The following is a 19920-nucleotide window of genomic DNA, read 5'->3' on the forward strand; positions in this document are numbered from 1 at the left end:
CCGTCTCGTCTGATTACCAACGGGGCTGGGGCAATCCCTTTCTCAGCTCACCTCGCTGCAACACGCCGATCCCTGCACCAACACTCGTCCGCGTCACCTGATCACCAACAGCGCTGGGGCAATCCTTGCCCCGCTTGCCTCCCGGCAACACGCCGGCTGATGAAGAACGGGCCGCGACCTATCGCACCAGTTCCATCCGTGCAACAACGCGCCACAGATGGTTGATCGACGTCCGGGAGGCGGCACCCGGCGCCTGCTTCACCATCACGCTCAGCCGGCCGGGCGGCTGCCGCTCAACGCCGTGAGGCGGCCGGGCCTCCGTCCGACAACAGCCCGTCCAGTGCCGCGCTCAGCCCGTCGAGCAGGGGAAGCGCCGCCTTGTCCCGCAGCAGGCCCGACCAGCCGGAGAACGGTGCGCCGCCCAGCAGGACCGCCTCCGCCCCGTGGTCGCGGGCGGCGGCGACCGCATCCAGGATCTCGTCATGGTAACGCGACGGCTCGGTCGCCAGATCGAGGACGCCGCCGCTGAGGAAGGCGATGCCGGCCATCCGGCCGGCTAGGCCCAGTTCGCCCGCCTTGGCCACGATCGCCGGACCCATCGCCGGGCCGAGCGTGACGACGGCGAAACGGCGCCCGCCGGACCCGGCGGCGCGCAGACCGGCCTCGCCCAGCCCCTGCACCGGCTTGCCGAAGACGGCCCGTGCCCGCGCCAGCCCGGGATCGCCGAAGGCGCCGACGATGGCGCCATCACAGTCGGGATGGGCGGCGAGCATGGCGGGCACCGCCAGTTCGGCGATCGCCAGATCGGCCGGCGTCTCCAGCGAGGGCGCACCGAACGGGGCGGTCGCCCCGACGATGGTCACGCCGCCGTCCACCAGCGCCCGCGCCGCGCCGACCATGCGGGCGGTGATGCGGGCCGAGGTGTTGGGGTTGGCGATCAGGATCCTCATGGCCAGTTCCTCATGACCGGTGCGGTTCCGGAAAGACGGTCAGCCAGTGGCGGGCGATGTCGGCGCGGCGGGCCGCCCAGACCCCCGGCTTTTCCGCCGCATGCCGCAGGATGCGCTCCAGCGCCCCCATGCGCCCCGGCCGGCCGATCATCCGCAGGTGAAGCCCGACCGACAGCATCCGCCCGCCCTCCCCATGCAGCCAGTCCATCGCATCGGTGACGTAGCCGGCGAAATCGGCCCCGGCGAAGCGCTGGGTGTGGAAGTAATGCATGTCGTTGGTGTCGAACGCATAGGGCAGCACGACATGGCGCCGTCCACCGATCTCCAGGTCGTAGGGGATGTCGTCGTTGTAGGCGTCGCTGTCGTAGAGGAACCCCCCCTCCTCCACCAGCAGCCGGCGGGTGTTGGGGGACGCGGATGAGCGGGTGTGCCAGCCGACCGGGCGCTCGCCGGTCGCCTCGCGGATCGCCGCCACGGCGCGGGCGATGGCTTGGCGCTCCTCCTCCTCCGCCATGTCGGCGTGGCTTTCCCAACGCCAGCCATGGGCGGCGATCTCGTACCCGCGCGCCACCGCGTCGCGGGCCAGCTCGGGGGAACGCTGCACCGCCCGGCCGCAGGCGCTGACCGTCAGCGGGATGCCGTAGCGGTCGAACAGATCCATGATCCGCCACCACGCCGCGCGGGTGCCGTATTCAAAATGGCTGTCGATGCAGGGATCGGGCCCGGTGCGGCGGTCGGTCACTTCATAGACCGCCTCGTTGACCGGGTCGCCGTCGCGGACGGAGAATTCCGCCCCCTCCTCGAAATTCAGCACGAAGGACAGGGCGAGCCGCGCCGCGCCCGGCCATTCCGGATCGGCCGGCCGGCCGGCATAGCCGCGGAAGTCGCGCAACGGGGCGGCTCCGAAAGGTCCGTGGGTCATGCCGGTCACTCCACGGTTCCGGCCATGCGGGACAGCCCGACGGCGCGATCGGCGATCACCAGCAGGACCAGCGTGCCGAGCAGGATCAGGGTGGACAGCGCCGCCAGGGTGGGGTCGGGGGCCTCTTCGATATATTGCAGCATCTTGATCGGCAGGGTCTTGGTGCGGACGTCGGTCAGGAAGATCGACACCGGATAGTTGTCGAAGGAGGCCAGGAAACTGAACAGCCCGGCGACCAGGAAGGACGGCGCCAGCGCCGGGATCATTACCCGCAGCACGCTCTGCGGCCAGGTGCAGCCCAGCGTCAGCGCCGCCTCGATCAGGGTGAAGTCGAAGCGCGACAGGCCGGCGATCATCGTCCGCGCCACATAGGGCAGCGTGATGACCAGATGGGCCATCAGCAGCGCCGGCCAGCTGGCGGTGAAGCCGACGCCGCGCAAATACTGCAGCAGCGCGATGCCGAGCACAAGGCCGGGCATCATCAGCGGCGAGACCAGCGCAGCGGCGAAGGCCTCCGCGCCGGCCAACCGGCCGCGCACGATGGCGACCGCCGCCATGGTGCCCGCCACCAGCGACAGGGCGGTGGAGAGCAGCGCGATCTGCACCGACAGCCAGAGGGCGGGCCAGAACCCCTCCAGCGAGGCGATGCGCCCGTACCATCTCCACGAGGCACCGCCGACCGGCAGGTCGAAGACCGGAGTGGGCGACAGGCTGGCGGCGGCGATGACCAGCAGCGGCGCCAGCAGGAACAGGCAGGCGAGGATCGCCATCGCCCAGGAAAAGACCAGTGCGGCGGTTCTCATGCCCCGCCCTCCCGGCCGAGCCGGCTCGACAGCACGACGATGGCGACGGCGATGGCCAGCAGCACCACGCCGGCCGCCGCCCCGAAGGCCGGCTCGCGGGTCAGCAGATAGGCCTTGGCGATGGTGGAGGCGAGCGTCGGATAGCGCTCGCCGATCAGCAGGGTCGGCACCACATAGGCCGAGACCGACAGGGCGGAGACCAGCGCCACCCCGGCGACGATCCCCGGCATGCTCACCGGCAGCGTCACCTTCAGGAAACTGGTCATCGGATTGGCGCCGAGCGTCGCCGCCGCCTCCGACAAACGGGGGTCGAGCTGGGCCACCACGGCGAACACCGGCAGGATCATGAAGGGCAGGAAGATATTGACCGCGCCGACGATCAGCGCGGTCTCGGTGAAGATCATCCGCACAGGCGCATCGACGATGCCGAGCCCCAGCAGCACCGTGTTGATGATCCCGCTGGAGCGCAGCAGGATGGTCCAGGCGAACGCCTTAACGATGACGCTGGCGGCCAGCGGCAGGAACAGGCAGCCCAGCATCAGGCTGCGCCATCCCCCCTTGGCCCGCGCGATGGCGAAGCTGGCGGGATAGCCGACCAGCAGGGTGATGATTGTGACGGTCAGCGACAGCTTCAGTGAATTCCACACCGCGCCGAGATGGTGCGGCGTGGTCAGCAGCCGCTCGTAGGCGGCGAGGCTCGGCCCCGGCGGCCCTCCCGGCGGCGCCTGCAGGCTGACCGCGAACAGCAGGCCAAGCGGCAAGGCGAACAGCGCCAGCAGGATCAGTCCGGCCGGTCCGGACAAGAGCAGGGCGAAGCGGCGTTCCCGGTCGACCGGGGGAAGCAGCGCGATCATGCTGCCTCCTCCGCCGGGAACAGCAGGGTTTCGGCGACCGGCCAGCCGAAGGAGACCGGCGTGCCGGAGTCTGGCAACGCCTGCCGACCCGGCAGTTCCGCGGTCAGGACGGTGCCGCCAGCATCGATCTCCACTAGGCTGCGCGATCCCTGGAAGGTGACGCCGATGACGGTGCCGTGCAGGGTGTTCTCGCCCTCGGCCAAGCGGACATGCTCCGGCCGGGTGGCGACGATCACCGGCGAGCCGGGCAGGAAGCGGCGCGGCGCCCGTACCTGCCCCACCGCCGTCTCCACCATGGAGCCGTCGCCGTCGGCGGCGACCACGGTGCCGGGCAGCCTCAGCGACTGGCCGACGAAGGACAGGGCGAAGGCGGTGGCCGGCCGGTCGTAGAGCGTGCGGGGATCGGCGAGCTGGTCGATCCGGCCGCGATGCATCACCGCCACGCGGTCGGACATGGTCAGCGCCTCCTCCTGGTCGTGGGTGACGAAGATCGCGGTGGCGCCGATCTGCCGGAGCAGGCGGCGCAGTTCGCCCTGCATGGTTTCGCGCAGCTTGCGGTCGAGCGCCGACAGCGCCTCGTCGAACAGGATGACGCTGGGCTCGACCGCGATGGCGCGGGCCAGCGCCACCCGCTGCTGCTGGCCGCCCGACAGGGCGCGGACCGGCCGGTCCGCCAGGGTGCCGAGATGGACCAGCTCCAGCGCCCGCCTGACCGCGGCGTCGATCTCCGCCTTCGGTAGCTTGCGCAGCTTCAGCCCGAAGGCGACGTTGCCGGCGACGTCGAGATGGGGGAACAGCGCGTAGTTCTGGAAGACGACGCCGACGTTGCGGCGGTAGGGCGGCAGCCGGGTGATGTCCTGGCCGGCCAGTTCCAGCACGCCGCTGTCGGGATGGGTCAGGCCGGCGATCACCCGCAGCAGGGTGGTCTTGCCGCAGCCCGAGGGGCCGAGCAGCGTGACCAGCTCGCCGCGCGCCATCCGCAGGTCGATGTCCGTCAGCACCGGCGTGGCGCCGAAGCGCTTGGACACCCCCCGCACCGACAGATGGGTCGCCATGCCCCCGCCCGCCATCACAGCAGTTCCGTCGTCCAGCGCTCGGCCCACTTGCCGCGTTCCTTGGCGACGAAGGCCCAGTCGGGGGCGAACAGCGTTGCCGGGTCGGGGAAGCCGGCGGGGCGCGGGGTCGCCGTGTTGGTCGGCGCCACCACCGCCTTTTCCACGAGGATCTGCTGCACCGCCGGGCCGAGGAAGGCGTCGATCACCGCGTCGGCCAGATCCGGGGCCGGCCCGCCCTTGACCTTGGCGATGCCGGACGGCATGGCGAAGCCGCCCTCCTTCGGAACGGCGAGGTCAACCGGCGCCCCTTCCGCCTTGCGAGTCAGGGTGTAGGCGGAGAACTGGCCGCCGATCATCGACGCCTCGCCCTGTTCCAGCAGGTTCATCGCCTGGGGCGCGTTGGTGTAGACGTTGAGCAGGCTGGGAACCAGGCTCTTCAGCTTCCTGAAGCCGGCGTCGATGTCGTACTGCGCCTCGGCGAAGGGCTTGCCGGTCTCCAGATGGGCGGCGACCAGCAGGTTCCAGAACCCCTCGGTGTTCTGGATCGACGGGACGATGACCCGCCCCTTGTTGGCCGGCGCCCACAGATCGGTCCAGGAGGCCGGCGCCGGGGTCTTGGAATTGAAGGCGATGCCGGCCCATGGGCGCTGGTAGTTCGCCCACATCCCGTCGCGATGGACCGCGCCGGCGACCAGCCGGTCCAGGTTGGGGCTGCCCTTGGCGGTGATCGGGACGATCAGCCCCTCGTCCGCCGCCTTGATCATCACCGGATCGTCCATGATGACGACGGAGAATTTCGGCGCCCCGCGGTCGGCCTGCATCTTCTGCAGGTTGGTCAGCGAGTTGGAGCCTTCATAGAGGATCGTGACACCAAGCGACTTCGTGATCGCCGGAAATACCGCTTCGTTGAAGTATTTGGCCGCGCCGGCCGGGCCGCCGACGACGATCTCCTTCGTTTGGGCGCGCAGGACGGACGGCATGGCGAGCGACGCGGCGAGGGCTCCGCCGGCCGTCAGCAGGGTGCGGCGGGACAAATCGTCAGGGCGCATAGGAAGGGCTCCGAACGGGGGGAAGATGGAACCGTCTTCGCAATCCCTGTGCCAAATGTGCACATTTTACCTTGCGCGCTGAAATCCAAGGCTTAAATACAGGTCCCGCGGCGAGGCTTCAAACCGCACCCAGCATAATGTGCACATTATTTTGGATGAATGCGCACAATTTTTCAGCACAGGTCCGGGAATGACGATGCGCGCCAGCAAACGCCCGCCTAAGGGCGACATCGAGACCGACGAGGCCGTCTACACGGCGATCCTCGACGCCATCCTGGCCGGGCGTCTGGTCGCCGGGACCAAGCTGGCGGAAACCCCGCTTGCCGAGCTTTTCGGGGTGTCGCGCGAACGAATCCGCAAGGTGCTGCACCGGCTGGTGGCGGAACGGCGGCTGGAGGCGGTGACCAACCGCGGCGTCCGGGTTCCCTGCCCGACCCCGGACGATGTGCGGGCGATCTATCAGGCCCACCGCGTGCTGGAGGCCGGGATCCTGGTGGAACTGGCCAGCCGGCTGGATGACGCATTATTGGGCAGGCTGGCGGACCACGTCGCCTGCGAGCGTCAGGTGGCGGCGGACGGCGACCGCGCCGCCTCGGTCCGGCTGTCCGGCCAGTTCCATCTCCTGATCGCCGACTCGCTCGGCAACACCGAACTGTCGGCAGCCTTGCGCGACCTGCTGTCGCGCTCCTCGGTGATGGTGTCGGTGTTCGAGGCTGCGGCGGACTCGATCTGCGGCACCAACGAACATGCGGCCATCGTCGAGGCGCTGCGCGCCGGCAACATCGCGCGCGCCATCGCCCTGTCCGGCGATCATTTCCGCCACATCGAGACCCGCCTGCGCCTCAAGATGCCGAGCAGCGGGCGGCCGGACCTGTCGGCGATCTTCCGCCCGCCGGCCCCGGCGGGCTGACCGCGCCCCGGATTTCGCCCCGGGTCCCGCCCTGGACTCCGCCGCCGCGTTGTTGCACGGACGGATCTGGTAGGGTAGGTCGGGGCAACGAAAAGCACGGCACCAGGAAGCGGCGCTCCTGAAAGAAGTTGCATGTTGGCATGGAGGCGGCGAGCGGCCGGATCGTCGCCGCCACGCTGACCGACCGCGATGTTGATGACGCCGCCCAGGTCGGCCCCTTGCTCGACCTCGGACGTCCGAACTCCGTCTGCACCGCCTAACCGGCGGTGGGGCCGGGGCAATCTCTTGCCCTCACCCCATCCATGCGACACGCCGTCGTGTGATCGACCACCACGCCGCGGTCGGCCAACATGCATTCCAGATCGCGGTAGCCGATCGGGAACTGCAGATACCAGCGCACTGCCCAAAGGATCACCTCTGCCGTGAACTGCCGGCCCTTGAACGGGCTCCCTACGCCTACTCGCTCGCCGTGGTGCGAGACCTGACGGAACCAGCTCACCTTTCAGCAGCCTGCTAGACAGCCTCGTTCCTAAGCAGGGCGCCCAGACGGCGCAGTCCCGGTTCGATCCGGTGCGTGGCGATGGAGGTGAAGCCGAGCCGGAAATAACGGCGGCCCTCTGCCGGATCGAGGAAGAAGATGTCGCCGGCCTCGATCAGAACGCCCTGGTCGCGCGCCCGGCGGACCAGATCGCGGCTGTCCAGGTCGGGCGGACCTTCGATCCAGAAGCTTTTCGCGCCGAAATCGCGGCGGAAGCGGCAAACGGGCAGAAGCTTCGGCAGCAGGTCGGCGATCCGCGCGGCCCGCTCCTCCAGCACAGTGGCGGTCCGGCGCAGATGCTGGCGGTAATGGCCGAGTTGGATGAATGTGGCGAGGCTGCGCTGGTTGTTGGTCGGCGGGTGGCGCAGCATCAGGCGGCGCAGGACGCGCAGTTCGTCGATCACCGGCTTCGGCGCCACGACGTAGCCGATGCGCAGGCCCGGCGCCAAAATCTTGGAGAAGCTGCCGGTGTAGATCACCCGGTCCGCCTGGTCGAGGCTCTTCAGGCAGGGGAGATCGGCATCCCCCTCCACCGACAGGTCGGATTCGTAATCGTCCTCGATCAGGACGACGTCGTGTCGGGCGGCGGCGTCCAACAGGGCGCGCCGCCGTCCGATCGGCATGACGGCGGTGGTCGGACACTGGTGCCCCACCGTCACGAAGGCGACCCGGCGGCTTGCGAATACCGCATCCGGCACGACGCCGAAGCCGTCGCAGGTCAGCGGCCGCATTTCCGTCGTCGCGATGCCCACCATGTGGCGCACGTCGGGATAGCCCGGATTCTCGATCCCCACCGGCGTGTCGCGGCCGACCAGCAGTTGGACCAGCATCGACAGCGCATGCTGCGAACCGATGGTAATGATGATCTCCCCCGGACCGGCGAAGATGCCGCGGCGGGGCAGCACCTTGTGGCGCAGCTGGTTCAGCAGGTCGGGGTCGTCGTCGTCGATCATGTCGCGGGCCCAGCGGGTGATCTCCTGCACGCTGGACGCCGCCTTCACGCTCTCGCGCCACGGGTTGGTCGGGAACAGGCTGGGGTCGAACTGCCCGAACAGGAAGGGATAGGGATAGTCCATCCAGTTGCGCGGCTTGGTGATCTGCGGCATCCGCGATGGCCGGATGGCGAAGCGCGCCGCCCAGCCGCCGGCCTTGTCCGCCGCGACGCCGGCGTCAGTGTGCTCCGACGCCCGCCGGTCGTCCGTCGAGGCGACGAAGCAGCCGCTGCGCTCCCGCGCGACCAGCAGGCCGTCATCGATCAGATGCTGATAGGCGGCGTTGATGGTGTTGCGCGAGATGCCCAGCGCCTCGGCGAGGCTGCGGCTGGAGGGGACCCGCATGTCGGATGCCAGCAGGCCGGTCTCGATGGCTTCCGCGATGATGCCGCGGACGCGAGCGCTCAGTCCCTGCGGGTCGCGCTCCATCCCGCCGAAAAGAAGCCGCCAGGCGGTGTCGATCTGCATGGTGCAACCGTCCTTCTTCCCCAGAGCCATCACGTTGGCCATCGCTTCGGTCAACCTGCCCCGGTATGCCCAAAAGCAAGAAGGGTGCCGGCCGGCGAAGGGCGGAACGGCGTCGGATGTGGCGGACGGGATGGTTACCGGACGGGCGTCTGCCCAAAGGGGCGCCACATGGCGCGGGATGGGGCAGCGGACCGGGTCTTGGACCAGTCACTGCCGCAAACCGGGAGGATCTGGACCTTTCGGCTGGGGCGGTGGCTGGGTCCTAATGGCGGCATCGGATTACCGGCATCGACGGAGACCCCGCCATGACCTTCAGCAAGACCCTGCTCGCCACCGCCTTCGTCGCAATCGGCGCGCTGTTCGGGGCCTCCGCCCCGGCCGTGGCCGCGGAGAAGACCGTCACCTTCGCCTACCAGGACATGATGACCCCCATCCGCGTCCTGATGGAAAGCGGCGAGTTGGAGAAGAAGACCGGCTATGCCGTGAAATGGGTAAAGTTCGGCGGTGGCGGCGACGTGATCCGCGCCATGTCGTCGGGCAACGTCGACATCGGCGAAGCCGGCTCCTCCCCCATCGCCGCGGCGGCCTCGCAGGGGCTTCCCATCACGCTGTTCTGGATCCTGGACGACATCGCGAACGCCGAACAGCTGGTGGCCCGCAACGGCAGCGGCATCAAGTCCATCGCCGACCTGAAGGGCAAGACGGTGGCGGTGCCCTTCGTCTCGACCTCGCATTACCAGTTGATGTACGCGCTGCAGGAGGCCGGGCTGTCGGGCAAGGACGTCAAGCTGCTGAACATGCGTCCGCCGGAAATCGCTGCGGCGTGGGAGCGCGGTGACATCGACGCCACCTTCATCTGGGCGCCGGTCCTGACCGCCGCGAAGAAGAACGGCACCGTCATCGCCAGCGCCGGCGACTTCGCCAAGAAGGGCAAGGCGACCTTCGACGGCATCGTCGCCACCAAGGCCTTCATGGCCGCCAATCCCGACTTCATGACGACCTTTGTCAAGCTGCTGGCCGCCGCCGACGCCGATTACGCCAAGACCGGGGACGGCTGGACCGCGACGTCGCCGCAGGCCGCCGCCATCGCCAAATGGACGGGTGCCGCCCCGGCCGACGTGCCGGACGGGCTCGCCGCCTACCGCTTCCCGACCCTGGAGGAACAGGCGTCCAAGGAGTGGCTGGGCGGCGGTGCCGCCGAGGCGCTGAAATCGACCGCCGAGTTCCTGAAGAGCCAGGGCCGCGTCACCGAACTGGCCCCCGACTACGGCCCCTTCGTGACCGCCGACGTGGTCAAGGCGGCGTCCAAGTAACGGCCCGCCTTCCTTCCCCTCCTCCTCAAGCCGGGAAACCAGCCATGCTCGAAGTCCGCAATGTCAGCGTCCAGTATGGCGGCGGGGAAAGCGCTACCGTCGCCTTGTCCTGGGTCGATCTGACCATCGAACCGGGGGAATTCGTGGTGGCGCTCGGCGCGTCGGGCTGCGGCAAGACCACCCTGCTGTCCTGCATCGCCGGCTTCCTGCCGCCGACGGACGGGGATATCCTGCTGGACGGCAAACCGGTCACCGGGCCGGGGGCCGACCGCGGCGTGGTGTTCCAGCGCCACGCCCTGATGCCCTGGCTCAGCGTGGTCGACAATGTCGCCTTTGGGCTGAAGATGCAGGGCATGGGCAAGGCGGAACGCAGCCGGCGCGCCCGCAGTATGCTGGAGCTGGTCGGGCTGGCGTCCTTCGCCGACAAGCGGATCTACGAGCTGTCGGGCGGCATGCAGCAGCGCGTCGGCATCGCCCGCGCGCTGGCCGCCGATCCGCGCATGCTGCTGATGGACGAACCGCTGGGCGCGCTCGACGCCTTCACCCGCGAACAGATCCAGGAACTGATCCTGCAGGTGTGGGCGGAGACGCGGAAGATGGCCTTCTTCATCACCCACGAGGTGGAGGAGGCGATCTTCCTGGCCACCAAGCTGATCATCATGACCCCGCGCCCCGGCCGGATCGCCGAAACGATCCCGCTGGATTTCAGCCGGCGCTTCCTGGCCGGGCAGGATGCCCGGTCGGTCAAATCCTCCCCCGACTTCATCGCGATGCGCGAGCGTGTGCTGGGCTTCATTCACGAGCGCAGCGACCACCGCGGCGACGCCGCCACAGGAGAGGCCGCATGAAACCCACCGCCACGGAGCAAGCGCAACCCGCCAAAAGCCTGGGGACCGGGCTGACCGGCATCCCGGCCGGGATGGTGCCGTTGAAGCGGCTGCGCCGCCGGATGCAGGGATTCCGGTCCCAGCCGGCGCTGATCAGCATGGCGGCCATCCTGGCGGCGCTGGCGCTGTGGGCGGCGCTGACCGGCCAGGGCGTGGTCAAGCCGCTGTTCCTGCCCAGGATCGGGACGGTCTTCCAGGCCTTCCTCGACGCGGTGGACGGACGGATCGACGGCGCGCCGCTGGTCGAGCACATCGCCATGAGCCTGCTGCGCGTGGTCAGCGCCTTTGTGCTGGCGGCGCTGATCGGCATCCCGGTCGGGCTGGCGACCGGGTTGAGCACGACCCTGCGCGCCGCACTGGACCCCTTCATCGAATTCTACCGGCCGCTGCCGCCGCTGGCCTATCTGCCGCTGGTCATCATCTGGTTCGGCATCGGCGAGACCTCGAAGGTCCTGCTGATCTTCTTCGCCTGCTTCGCCCCGGTGGCTCTGGCCGCCCGGGCCGGCGTGTCGGCAGCGGCGGCCGATCAGGTCAACGCCGCCCGGGCGTTGGGCGCCAGCCGCTGGCAGGTGGTGGTGCATGTGGTGCTGCCGGCGGCCCTGCCCGACATCCTGGTCGGCCTGCGCATCGGCATGGGGGTGGGCTGGACGACGCTGGTTGCCGCCGAGATGGTCGCCGCCTCCACCGGGATCGGGCAGATGGTGCTGAACGCCTCCAACTTCCTGCGCACCGATATAGTGCTGATGGGGATCTTCGTCATCGGCGTCTTCGCCGCCCTGTTCGAATTCGGCATGCGTTGGCTGGAACGCCGTCTGGTGCCCTGGAAGGGCAAGGTCTAACGGCACAGCCGGGAAGGTATCGCGTCCGATGTCGATGATCCTCTTCGGGGGCGTGACCTTCCTCGCCGCCGCCTTTCGCGGGGTGACGGGGTTCGGATACGCGCTGATCGCGGCGCTGGGTCTGCTGTTCCTGCCGTCGCCCGCCGCCGGCATCCCCTTCATCCTGATCAGCGACCTGCTGCTGACCGCATTCCTGCTGCTGGACCGCGAACAGGGAAGGGTGGACTGGGCGGTGTCGGGGCTGCTGCTGGCGATGGGCTTCGCCGGTGCGCTGTGCGGCAGCCTGATCGCCGCCAGCCTCGATGAGGGAACGTCGCGGCTGCTGGTCGCGGTGACCATCTTCGGGGCGGCCTGCGTCGCCCTGGTGCGCGAGCCGCCGCCCTGGCTGCGGCACCGGACGATCGGCGGCGCCATCGCCTTCGTCGTCGGCGTTCTGCTCGCCGCCTTTGCCGTCGGCGGGCCGCTGATCGCGGCGTGGCTGCTGGCCGGCGGGCGGGACCGGCGGACCATCAAGGGGACGTTGGCTGTGTTCTTCGGTGCAGTCGATGCGCTCAGCCTCGCCGGCCGCGCCATGGTCGGAGCCATCGATCCCGGCGTGGTCGGGCTGCTGGCGACCTACATGGCCCCCACCCTCGCCGGCTTCGCCGCCGGCCGGCTGCTGTCTGCCCGCCTCGGCGTCGATGGCTGGCGGCGGCTGGCGTCCGGAGGACTGTTCGCCGTGGCGGTGGCCGGGCTGATCCAGACCGCCGTCACCCTCGGCCTGAGCTTTACACCGTCATGAGGAAAAATCGAACGATGTCGAACACCGCCGCGAAATCGGCCACTGCCAAATCGGCAATCGTCACCGGCGCCACCTCCGGATTCGGCGACGCCATCGCCCGGCGGCTGGTCGCGGAAGGCTGGCGGATCGTCGCCACCGGCCGGCGCCAGGATCGGCTTGATGCCCTGGTCGAGACGCTGGGCGGGCCGGCGATGGTCCATCCACTGTGCTTCGACATCCGCGACGAGGAAGCGACGCGCGCCGCCCTGGACTCCCTGCCAGAAGAGTTCGCCGGCATCTCCGTCCTGGTCAACAATGCCGGGCTGGCACTGGGCACCGCGGCGGCGCAGGACTGCGACCTGGACCAGTGGCGCACCATGATCGACACCAACATTACTGGGCTGGTGACGATCACCCGGCTGCTGCTGGATCGGCTGATCGCCCGGCGCGGGTTGATCGTCAATCTCGCGTCGGTCGCCTCCAACTGGCCCTATCCCGGCGGCAATGTCTATGGCGGCACCAAGGCCTTCGTGAAGCAGTTCTCGCTCGGCCTGCGCTGCGACCTGTCGGTCCAGGGTGTGCGCGTGACCTCCATCGAGCCGGGCCTGTCGGAAAGCGAATTCACCCTGGTGCGCACCGGCGGCGACAAGGCCGCCTACGACGCGCTCTATGGCGGAGCCAACCCTCTGCAACCCGAGGACGTCGCCGAGACGGTGCGCTGGGTGGTCTCGCTGCCCTCCCACGTCAACATCAACAGCGTCGAGATCATGCCGGTCAGCCAGTCCTGGTCGCCCTTCAAGATCCACCGCGAAACGCCCGCCTGATCCCGCCCTGAGCGGCACCGCCTTCCAGCCCTAGGAGATGACTGATGGATGACGTCCTTCGGACCGACCTGTCACGCACAAACGACATCCGCCACATCATCGAGGCCGACCGTGCCCATGTCTGGCACCATCTGACCCAGCACAAGGGGTTCGAGACGACCGACCCGCGCATCTTCGTCGAAGGCAAGGGGATGCGGGTGTGGGACGCCACTGGGCGCGAGTATCTCGACGCCGTGTCGGGCGGCGTGTGGACGGTCAATGTCGGCTATGGCCGGGCCAGCATCGCCGACGCGGTGCGCGACCAGCTGGTGAAGCTCAACTATTTCGCCAATTCCGCCGGGTCGATTGCCGGCGCCCGCTTCGCCGAAAAGCTGATCGGCAAGATGCCGGGGATGAGCCGGGTCTATTACTCGAACTCCGGCTCCGAGGCGAATGAGAAGGTGTTCAAGATGGTACGCCAGATCGCGCACCGGCACCATGGCGGCCGCAAATCCAAGATCCTCTACCGCGAGCGCGACTATCACGGCACCACGCTCGGCACGCTGGCGGCGGCCGGGCAGGCGCAGCGCCGCGCCCAGTTCGGCCCCTTCCCCGACGGCTTCGTCGAGGTGCCGCATTGCCTGGAATACCGCAGCCAATACGGTGCGGTGGAGAATTACGGCGAGCTGGCCGCCGACGCCATCGAGGCGGTGATCCTGCGCGAGGGGCCGGACACCGTCGGTGCGCTGTGCCTGGAGCCGATCACCGCCGGCGGCGGCGTCATCACCCCACCGAAGGGATATTGGGAGAAGGTGCAGGACATCTGCCACCGCCACGAGGTGCTCTTGCACATCGACGAGGTGGTATGCGGTCTCGGGCGCACCGGCACATGGTTCGGCTACCAGCATTACGGAGTGCAGCCGGACTTCGTCACCATGGCGAAGGGCGTAGCGTCCGGCTATGCCGCGATCTCCTGCACCGTGACGACCGAGCGGATCTTCGAGCTGTTCAAGGACGATCCGGCCGACCCGATGTCCATCTTCCGCGACATCTCGACCTTCGGCGGCTGCGTCGCCGGCCCGGCGGCGGCGCTGGAGAACATGCGGATCATCGAGGACGAGAATCTCCTCGCCAACACCCAGGCGATGGGAGAGCGGCTGCTGGCCGGCCTGTGGGAGTTGTCGGAACGTCACCGCGCCATGGGCGACGTGCGCGGCAAGGGGCTGTTCTGCGGCGTCGAACTGGTGCAGGACCGGGCGACGAAGGAGCCGGCGGAGGAGAGGCTGGTACAGGCGGTCGTCGCCGACTGCATGGCCAACGGCGTCATCATCGGCGCCACCAACCGCTCGCTGCCCGGCCTGAACAACACGCTGTGCCTCAGCCCCGCCCTGATCGCCACCGCCGACGACATCGACCGCATCGTGGCTGCGATCGGCGGCGCACTGTCGCGCGTATTCCGCTGAAGGGCGGCAATTTGCCGAACCAAGTTGTCTGTGCCGAGACCGTCGCAAACCTGGGGGTACTTGCGCCGCACGGTGAAATGATCGGGGGGAGTGTTGGTGCACGGAGGCGAGCCGGACCGGTTGGCGGGGGTGCACGCGCCGTGTAGAAGGGCGGCCCCGTTGCCCTGACTAACGCGCCCGCCATGCGCTTCAAGCACAACGCTGCCCGTCGCCACCGCATCCCCAAGATACTGTTGACGGTGACGAATTGGTCCTCGAATGAAGCGGGGCTGCGCTGGCGCGGCAGCTTAACCTTTTGGGTCGATGAGGCCGCGCTTGCCGCCTGGCGGGCGGCTCCTCGGACTACACCGGGTGGGCAAGTGCGTTACGCGGACCTCGCCATTGAAACGGCGTTGATGGTCCGCTTGATATTCCATCAGCCGCTGCGCCAGACCAAGGGGTTGCTGGGCGGTTTCGTTCGAGGTTCCATCCCAGCCTTATGACGAAGCGCAAATCATAGATTTGCACGGTTGCCGGCTCGGTCGACGGGTTGGTGCGGAGCAGCAAAGCTCTGGGATACGTGCCATGTTTTATCGGGTCACCAAAGCGGGCGGCCAGCGATGAACGAAACCGGCCTCCCGCTCCAGCATCCGACCCAGGCGGATCAACCGTCGCTCCTCGCCCGGACGGGCAATCAGTTGGATGCCGAAGGGCAGTCCGTCTCCACCGACCGGCAGGGTCAGCACGGGGAAGCCGATCAGCGTGACGATGGCGGTGACACCGAGATAGTCGAGGATGGTCTCCACCGGCCGGCCGTCGATCACCGTCACCTCGCCATCCTCGTTCGGCCAGGGCAGCACGCCGCAGGCCGGGGCGGCCAATACGTCGATCTCCTCGAACAGAGCGACGAAGCGGCGGTAGAGCGCGGTGCGGGCGGCCTGCGCCTCCAGATAGGCGTCGGCGGTGATGCCGCTCCCCGCCTCGATGTTCCAGCGCACGGTGTCGGTCAGACTGTTGCCGTGACTGTCCAGCAGCGGGCCGTAGGCGTGACGGATCTGCGCTGCGCGCAACGTGCGGAAGATCGCCATTGCATCGCCGCAGTCGGGATGACGGTGCGCCACCGGCCCGGCGGCCCGCTCCAGCCGCTCCACAGCTTCGGCGAAGCGCTCCCGCACCGCCTGGGAGACGGTGGCAACGCCGAAATCGGCGGTGGCGCCCAGCCGCGTCTCCGATCCGTCGTCGCGGTCACCGATCAGGGACGTCGGGTCGCGCAGGTCGCTGCCGGCCATGGCCGACAGCAGCAGGGCGCAGTCCACGGTGTCGCGCCCGATCACCCCATGTGTCGACAGCGTGTCCCAGCCCAGCGCGCGGCCGGGCGCCGGGATCAGTCCGGGCGTCGGCCGGATGGAGGCGACGCCGCAAAAGCTCGCCGGCACCCTCACCGACCCGCCGAAATCGGTGCCGTGCGCCAGCGGGGCCATGCCGGCGGCGACGACGACCGCCGATCCGCCGCTCGACCCGCCGGAGGTCAACCGCGCGTCGAACGGGTTGCCCGTCGGTCCCGCCAGACGGTTGCGGCAGATCGCTCCGAAGCCGAATTCCGGCGTGTTGGTCTTGCCGATGACGATGCCGCCGGCCGCCTCGATCCGCGCCACCGCGATGTCGCTGGTGGCCGGCACATGGTCGGCATAGAGCGCCGAGCCGTAGGTGGTGCGGATGCCGGCGGTGTCCGTCAGGTCCTTCACCGCCACCGGCAGGCCATGCAGCGGGCCGGCGGGCTGGCCCGTCCGCGCCAGCGTCGCGTCCAGTTCCGCAGCCCGGGCCAGCGCCTCGTCCGCGGCGACGGTGATAAAGGCGCAAAGGTCGGGATCGGCGGCGGCGATCCGGTTCAGATGCGCCTCAATCACCGCCCGTGCCGAAAGCTCCCCACCGGCCAGACGCGCCGCCAAGGCGGCCGCGCCGTCCTGCCACAGACCGTCGCTCTGCACAGACATCCATCAATCTCCCAGCCGCTGTCCCGGCGATGGCGCCAAAAGCGGCAACTGCATCCGGTCGCCGCTCAAGATGACGGCATACCCGGTTCCGCGCTTCAGGAAACGCACTCCAGAACATGCTTATCATACTGTAATACATGGAAAATACCAAAATCGGCATGCCGTTTGCTAAGGGAGGACACATAGAACGGAAACGCGAAAGGGATGGTGCAGCCATGGTCAGCGCTTCGCCCAACGGCCCGACTTCCCCACGCGGGCAGACGCTCCTCCTGGATGGGATCACCCAACGCTACGGCGCCTCACTCGCCGTCGACGGGGTCACGCTCGACATCCGCGGCGGCGAACTGGTGGCCCTGCTCGGCCCGTCGGGCTGCGGCAAGACGACCCTGCTCAGGATCATTGCCGGCTTCCTGGCCCAGACCAAGGGCCATGTGATGGTCGGCGGGCAGAGCGTGGACGGCCTGCCGCCCAACCGCCGGTCGGTCGGCATCGTCTTCCAGAACTATGCGCTGTTCCCGCACATGACAGTGGCGGAAAACGTCGCCTACGGGCTGGATGCGCGCGGAGTCGACCGTGCCACCCAGCGCAGCGAGGCGCAGCGCATGCTGGATCTGGTCAAGCTCGGGCATCTGGGCGACCGCACCCCGCGCCAGTTGTCCGGCGGGCAGCAGCAGCGCGTAGCACTGGCCCGTGCGCTGGCGGTCAACCCGTCGATCCTGTTGCTGGACGAGCCCTTCGCCGCTCTGGACAAAAACCTGCGGTTGGACATGCAGATCGAAGTGAAGCGGATCCAGCGCCTGTCCGGCATCACCACCATCCTCGTCACCCACGACCAGGAAGAGGCGCTGTCGATGGCCGATCGTGTCGCGGTGCTGAGCCAGGGCCGCCTGGAACAGTTCTCCCCGCCGACCGAGATCTACGACGCGCCCGACAGCCTGTTCGTCAACACCTTCGTCGGTTCGGCCAACCTGCTGGGCGGGGTGCTGGTCGACAGCGACCGCACCGCTGGCCGGGTGCGGCTGGATGCCGGCGGGCTGATCGAGACGCGCGCGCCCAAGGACGACCTGCGGCCAGGTTCCCGCGTCACCGTCTGCCTGCGCCCTGAACATCTGAGCGTCGATCCGGCCGCGACCGATGCCGACACGCTGAACGGCGTGGTGGAGATGGGGCTGCCGCTGGGCGCCACAGTCGTCCATGAGATCCGCGTCGGCGACGGCACCGCCGTCAAGGTGTCGGAACCGCGCACCCAGCGCGCCGACCTGCTGGCCCCCGGGACGCCGGTACGGCTGGCGCCGGTCGCCCCCCGCCTCGCCTCGGTCTTCGCCGCGGCCTGACCTGCTTATTGCCCCTTAGATCCGCCCACTTCCTCTCACCTTCAGGTCCCCTCTCACCTTCAGGAGTGAACGATGCTGCTGACCCGCCGCAATCTGATGCAGACGGCGCTGACGCTGGGTGCCATGCACGCCTTCCCCGGCCTGACCTGGGCGCAGGCGCGCCCGTTGGTCTTCGCGACCTTCACCGGCAGCTGGGAGGAAGCTCACAAAGCGGTGCTCGTCCCCGCCTTCCGCAAGGCGGCAGACAATGCCAATATAGTTCTGGACCCGATGCTGTCGGTCGACCAGATCGCCAAGGTCAACGCCGCCAAGTCCAACCCGCCGATCGACGTCATGCTGCATGATCCGGGTCCGGCGCTTCAGGCCATCGCGCAGGATCTCGTCGAACCCTATCCGGTTGAAAAAAGCGCTCATTACAAGGACCTGATCCCGGCTGCGCAGATCCCGATGGGGCCGGCGCCCTTCTTCCAGGTGGTGGGCATCACCTACAACCCGGAAACGGTCAAGACGCCGCCGACCTCCTGGGCCGACCTGTGGAAGCCGGAATTCAAGGGCCGCGTCGGCATCACCAACCTGAACTCGACGCTCGGCACCGGCTTCATGGTGGAACTGGCCAAGATGCATGGCGGGTCGGAAGCCAACATCGACCCGGCCTTCAAGGCCATCGAGGCGCTGCGCCCCAGCCTCGCCGCCGTCGCCGCCAACCCCGGCCAGCTCGCCACCCTGTTCCAGCAGGGCCAGATCGACATTTCCCCCGGCAACTTCAACGCCATCCAGATCCTGAAGGCGCGCGGCGTCCCGGTTGAGTTCGTCATTCCGAAGGAGGGCGCCATCGCCTTCAAGACCACCATCCACATCGTCAAGAACTCCCCCAACAAGGAGCTGGCCTTCAAGCTGATCGAAGCCGCCCTGTCGCCGGAGGTGCAGGCCACGCTGATGGAGGAGCCCTATCTGATCGTGCCGACCAACACCAAGGTCGCGATCAAGGGCGAGCTGGCCAAGGATCATGCCGAGATCGCGAAGAAATTCGTGTTCCAGGACTGGGCCAAGATCAATGAGCAGCGTGCCGCCTGGATCGAGCGGTTCAACCGCGAAATCCGCGTCTGACCATCCCACAAGCCCGCCAGCCGGAGGAGGCGCCCCATGGCCGCGACGTTGCGCGACGTCACCACCTACGACCTGAAACTCGCGGCTCCGCTGGCGGCGGGCTTCGTCCTGTTCTTCGTCACGCCGCTGGTAATCCTGCTGGCGCTGAGCTTCCAGACCGACCAGCAGGGCGGCCATTACGGGCTGACCCAATATGTCAATTTCCTGGGCGACAGCTTCAGCCTGGGGGTTCTGGGCTCCACCCTGTGGCTGGGGGTGAAGGTGACGGTGCTGACCCTGCTGCTGGGCTATCCGGTGGCATGGCTGCACCAGCGCTCCCCCGGCTGGGCCAGGGGGCTGATCATGCTGCTGGTGCTGCTGCCGTTGCTGACCAGCGTGGTGGTGCGCACCTTCGCCTGGGTGGTCATCCTGGGCCGCCAGGGCATCGTCAACGCCACGCTGGCCTGGCTGGGGCTGATCGATACGCCACTGAAGCTGCTCTACACCGACGGTGGCGTCGTCGTGGCACTGGCGCAAGTGCAGATGCCGCTGATGGTGCTGCCGATAATCACGGCGCTCAGCCGCATCGATCCGAACCTCGCCGATGCCTCGTCGGTGCTGGGGGCCGGGCATTGGCGGACCTTCCGCAAGGTGCTCCTGCCGCTATCGCTGCCGGGCATCGTCGCCGGCTGCCTGCTGACCTATGCCGCGGCGATCACCGCCTTCATCACGCAGAGCCTGATCGGCGGCGGGCAGATGCTGTTCATGCCGATGTACATCTACCAGCAGGCCTCCACCCTGCAGAACTGGCCCTTCGCCGCGGCGATCTCGATCGTCTTCCTGGTGTCGGTGCTGGTGGTGGTGTCGATCTTCAACGCGCTGGGCCGCCTGTCGCGCGGCTATGCCAACGCCTGACCAGGG

The 19920-nt window shown here is 68.5% G+C and carries 18 protein-coding genes and 2 pseudogenes; 11 read left to right on the forward strand and 9 right to left on the reverse strand.

Annotated features, from left to right (window positions below; all coding sequences use genetic code 11):
• Positions 1-293 precede the first annotated feature (293 nt).
• From TSO5_RS13600 to TSO5_RS13625, 6 genes are read right to left on the reverse strand one after another with little or no spacing between them, the layout of a single operon-like run.
• Positions 294-950, reverse strand: coding sequence for an aspartate/glutamate racemase family protein (locus TSO5_RS13600; protein WP_109152097.1), 657 nt, complete (start codon positions 948-950; stop codon positions 294-296).
• Positions 951-960: 10 nt separating this feature from the next.
• Complete coding sequence (locus tag TSO5_RS13605) at positions 961-1872, reverse strand: polysaccharide deacetylase family protein (protein ID WP_109152122.1); 912 nt, start codon at positions 1870-1872, stop codon at positions 961-963.
• A gap of 5 nt (positions 1873-1877) precedes the next feature.
• The gene (locus TSO5_RS13610) at positions 1878-2675 is read right to left on the reverse strand and encodes an ABC transporter permease (RefSeq protein ID WP_109152098.1); all 798 of its coding nucleotides are present in this window, start codon (positions 2673-2675) and stop codon (positions 1878-1880) included.
• Positions 2672-3529, reverse strand: coding sequence for an ABC transporter permease (locus TSO5_RS13615; RefSeq protein ID WP_109152099.1), 858 nt, complete (start codon positions 3527-3529; stop codon positions 2672-2674). The genes TSO5_RS13610 and TSO5_RS13615 overlap by 4 nt, the downstream gene beginning before the upstream one ends.
• Positions 3526-4584 (reverse strand): ABC transporter ATP-binding protein, encoded by a 1059-nt coding sequence (locus tag TSO5_RS13620; RefSeq protein WP_109152123.1) that lies wholly within the window; start codon positions 4582-4584, stop codon positions 3526-3528. Before TSO5_RS13620 ends, TSO5_RS13615 begins: the two co-directional genes overlap by 4 nt.
• Positions 4585-4598: 14 nt before the next feature.
• A complete protein-coding gene (locus tag TSO5_RS13625; RefSeq protein WP_109152100.1) occupies positions 4599-5633 on the reverse strand; it encodes an extracellular solute-binding protein in 1035 nt (344 codons plus the stop codon).
• Between the two features lie 196 nt (positions 5634-5829).
• Here TSO5_RS13625 and TSO5_RS13630 point away from each other — a divergent pair, with 196 nt between their 5' ends.
• Positions 5830-6543, forward strand: coding sequence for a GntR family transcriptional regulator (locus TSO5_RS13630; RefSeq protein ID WP_199230890.1), 714 nt, complete (start codon positions 5830-5832; stop codon positions 6541-6543).
• 313 nt (positions 6544-6856) lie between these two features.
• Here the strand turns inward: TSO5_RS13630 and TSO5_RS33320 are convergent.
• Positions 6857-7042 (reverse strand): annotated as a pseudogene (locus tag TSO5_RS33320) (hypothetical protein); the annotation flags it as partial.
• A 14-nt stretch (positions 7043-7056) separates the two neighbouring features.
• Positions 7057-8541 carry a PLP-dependent aminotransferase family protein gene (locus TSO5_RS13645; RefSeq protein ID WP_109152124.1) on the reverse strand — a complete coding sequence of 495 codons (1485 nt, stop codon included), beginning with the start codon at positions 8539-8541 and terminating at the stop codon, positions 7057-7059.
• Positions 8542-8846: 305 nt separating this feature from the next.
• On the opposite strand from TSO5_RS13645, the gene tauA reads away from it, so the two are divergent.
• The 7 genes and pseudogenes from tauA to TSO5_RS13680 form a co-directional block, all read left to right on the forward strand.
• Positions 8847-9854: a taurine ABC transporter substrate-binding protein gene (gene tauA, locus TSO5_RS13650; protein ID WP_109152102.1), complete on the forward strand. Its 1008-nt coding sequence runs from the start codon at positions 8847-8849 to the stop codon at positions 9852-9854.
• A 44-nt stretch (positions 9855-9898) separates the two neighbouring features.
• On the forward strand, positions 9899-10702 hold the full coding sequence (tauB, locus tag TSO5_RS13655; protein ID WP_109152103.1) for a taurine ABC transporter ATP-binding subunit: 804 nt from the start codon (positions 9899-9901) through the stop codon (positions 10700-10702).
• Positions 10699-11580 (forward strand): ABC transporter permease subunit, encoded by an 882-nt coding sequence (locus TSO5_RS13660; RefSeq protein WP_109152104.1) that lies wholly within the window; start codon positions 10699-10701, stop codon positions 11578-11580. Before tauB ends, TSO5_RS13660 begins: the two co-directional genes overlap by 4 nt.
• Positions 11581-11608: 28 nt before the next feature.
• Entirely contained in the window at positions 11609-12361 is a 753-nt protein-coding gene (locus TSO5_RS13665; RefSeq protein WP_109152105.1) for a sulfite exporter TauE/SafE family protein, read from the forward strand.
• Between the two features lie 14 nt (positions 12362-12375).
• On the forward strand, positions 12376-13164 hold the full coding sequence (locus TSO5_RS13670; RefSeq protein ID WP_109152106.1) for an SDR family NAD(P)-dependent oxidoreductase: 789 nt from the start codon (positions 12376-12378) through the stop codon (positions 13162-13164).
• 44 nt (positions 13165-13208) lie between these two features.
• Positions 13209-14606, forward strand: a complete 1398-nt coding sequence (locus TSO5_RS13675; RefSeq protein WP_109152107.1) for an aminotransferase class III-fold pyridoxal phosphate-dependent enzyme — start codon at positions 13209-13211, stop codon at positions 14604-14606.
• 182 nt (positions 14607-14788) lie between these two features.
• A pseudogene (locus tag TSO5_RS13680) lies at positions 14789-15055 on the forward strand (transposase); the annotation flags it as partial.
• A 120-nt stretch (positions 15056-15175) separates the two neighbouring features.
• On the opposite strand, the gene TSO5_RS13685 reads toward TSO5_RS13680, so the two are convergent.
• Positions 15176-16579 carry an amidase gene (locus TSO5_RS13685; RefSeq protein ID WP_109152109.1) on the reverse strand — a complete coding sequence of 468 codons (1404 nt, stop codon included), beginning with the start codon at positions 16577-16579 and terminating at the stop codon, positions 15176-15178.
• 215 nt (positions 16580-16794) lie between these two features.
• Between TSO5_RS13685 and TSO5_RS13690 the strand changes: the two genes are divergently transcribed.
• The 3 genes from TSO5_RS13690 to TSO5_RS13700 all read left to right on the forward strand — a co-directional run bounded on the left by TSO5_RS13690 (position 16795) and on the right by TSO5_RS13700 (position 19914).
• Positions 16795-17913 carry an ABC transporter ATP-binding protein gene (locus TSO5_RS13690; protein WP_109152110.1) on the forward strand — a complete coding sequence of 373 codons (1119 nt, stop codon included), beginning with the start codon at positions 16795-16797 and terminating at the stop codon, positions 17911-17913.
• 72 nt (positions 17914-17985) lie between these two features.
• Complete coding sequence (locus tag TSO5_RS13695) at positions 17986-19020, forward strand: ABC transporter substrate-binding protein (protein WP_109152111.1); 1035 nt, start codon at positions 17986-17988, stop codon at positions 19018-19020.
• 36 nt (positions 19021-19056) lie between these two features.
• Positions 19057-19914 carry an ABC transporter permease gene (locus TSO5_RS13700; protein ID WP_109152112.1) on the forward strand — a complete coding sequence of 286 codons (858 nt, stop codon included), beginning with the start codon at positions 19057-19059 and terminating at the stop codon, positions 19912-19914.
• Positions 19915-19920 lie beyond the last annotated feature (6 nt).

The organism is Azospirillum sp. TSO5 (genome assembly GCF_003116065.1).
Classification (GTDB): domain Bacteria; phylum Pseudomonadota; class Alphaproteobacteria; order Azospirillales; family Azospirillaceae; genus Azospirillum.

Coding starts and splice junctions, on each gene's coding strand:
- TSO5_RS13630 (WP_199230890.1), top strand. CDS start 5,830: ATGCGCGCCAGCAAACGCCCGCCTAAGGGCGACATCGAGACCGACGAG.
- TSO5_RS13645 (WP_109152124.1), bottom strand. CDS start 8,541: ATGCAGATCGACACCGCCTGGCGGCTTCTTTTCGGCGGGATGGAGCGC.
- TSO5_RS13610 (WP_109152098.1), bottom strand. CDS start 2,675: ATGAGAACCGCCGCACTGGTCTTTTCCTGGGCGATGGCGATCCTCGCC.
- TSO5_RS13600 (WP_109152097.1), bottom strand. CDS start 950: ATGAGGATCCTGATCGCCAACCCCAACACCTCGGCCCGCATCACCGCC.
- TSO5_RS13690 (WP_109152110.1), top strand. CDS start 16,795: ATGGTCAGCGCTTCGCCCAACGGCCCGACTTCCCCACGCGGGCAGACG.
- TSO5_RS13670 (WP_109152106.1), top strand. CDS start 12,376: ATGTCGAACACCGCCGCGAAATCGGCCACTGCCAAATCGGCAATCGTC.
- TSO5_RS13685 (WP_109152109.1), bottom strand. CDS start 16,579: ATGTCTGTGCAGAGCGACGGTCTGTGGCAGGACGGCGCGGCCGCCTTG.
- TSO5_RS13675 (WP_109152107.1), top strand. CDS start 13,209: ATGGATGACGTCCTTCGGACCGACCTGTCACGCACAAACGACATCCGC.
- TSO5_RS13615 (WP_109152099.1), bottom strand. CDS start 3,529: ATGATCGCGCTGCTTCCCCCGGTCGACCGGGAACGCCGCTTCGCCCTG.
- TSO5_RS13605 (WP_109152122.1), bottom strand. CDS start 1,872: ATGACCCACGGACCTTTCGGAGCCGCCCCGTTGCGCGACTTCCGCGGC.
- TSO5_RS13695 (WP_109152111.1), top strand. CDS start 17,986: ATGCTGCTGACCCGCCGCAATCTGATGCAGACGGCGCTGACGCTGGGT.
- tauB (WP_109152103.1), top strand. CDS start 9,899: ATGCTCGAAGTCCGCAATGTCAGCGTCCAGTATGGCGGCGGGGAAAGC.
- TSO5_RS13665 (WP_109152105.1), top strand. CDS start 11,609: ATGTCGATGATCCTCTTCGGGGGCGTGACCTTCCTCGCCGCCGCCTTT.
- TSO5_RS13625 (WP_109152100.1), bottom strand. CDS start 5,633: ATGCGCCCTGACGATTTGTCCCGCCGCACCCTGCTGACGGCCGGCGGA.
- TSO5_RS13700 (WP_109152112.1), top strand. CDS start 19,057: ATGGCCGCGACGTTGCGCGACGTCACCACCTACGACCTGAAACTCGCG.
- tauA (WP_109152102.1), top strand. CDS start 8,847: ATGACCTTCAGCAAGACCCTGCTCGCCACCGCCTTCGTCGCAATCGGC.
- TSO5_RS13620 (WP_109152123.1), bottom strand. CDS start 4,584: ATGGCGACCCATCTGTCGGTGCGGGGGGTGTCCAAGCGCTTCGGCGCC.
- TSO5_RS13660 (WP_109152104.1), top strand. CDS start 10,699: ATGAAACCCACCGCCACGGAGCAAGCGCAACCCGCCAAAAGCCTGGGG.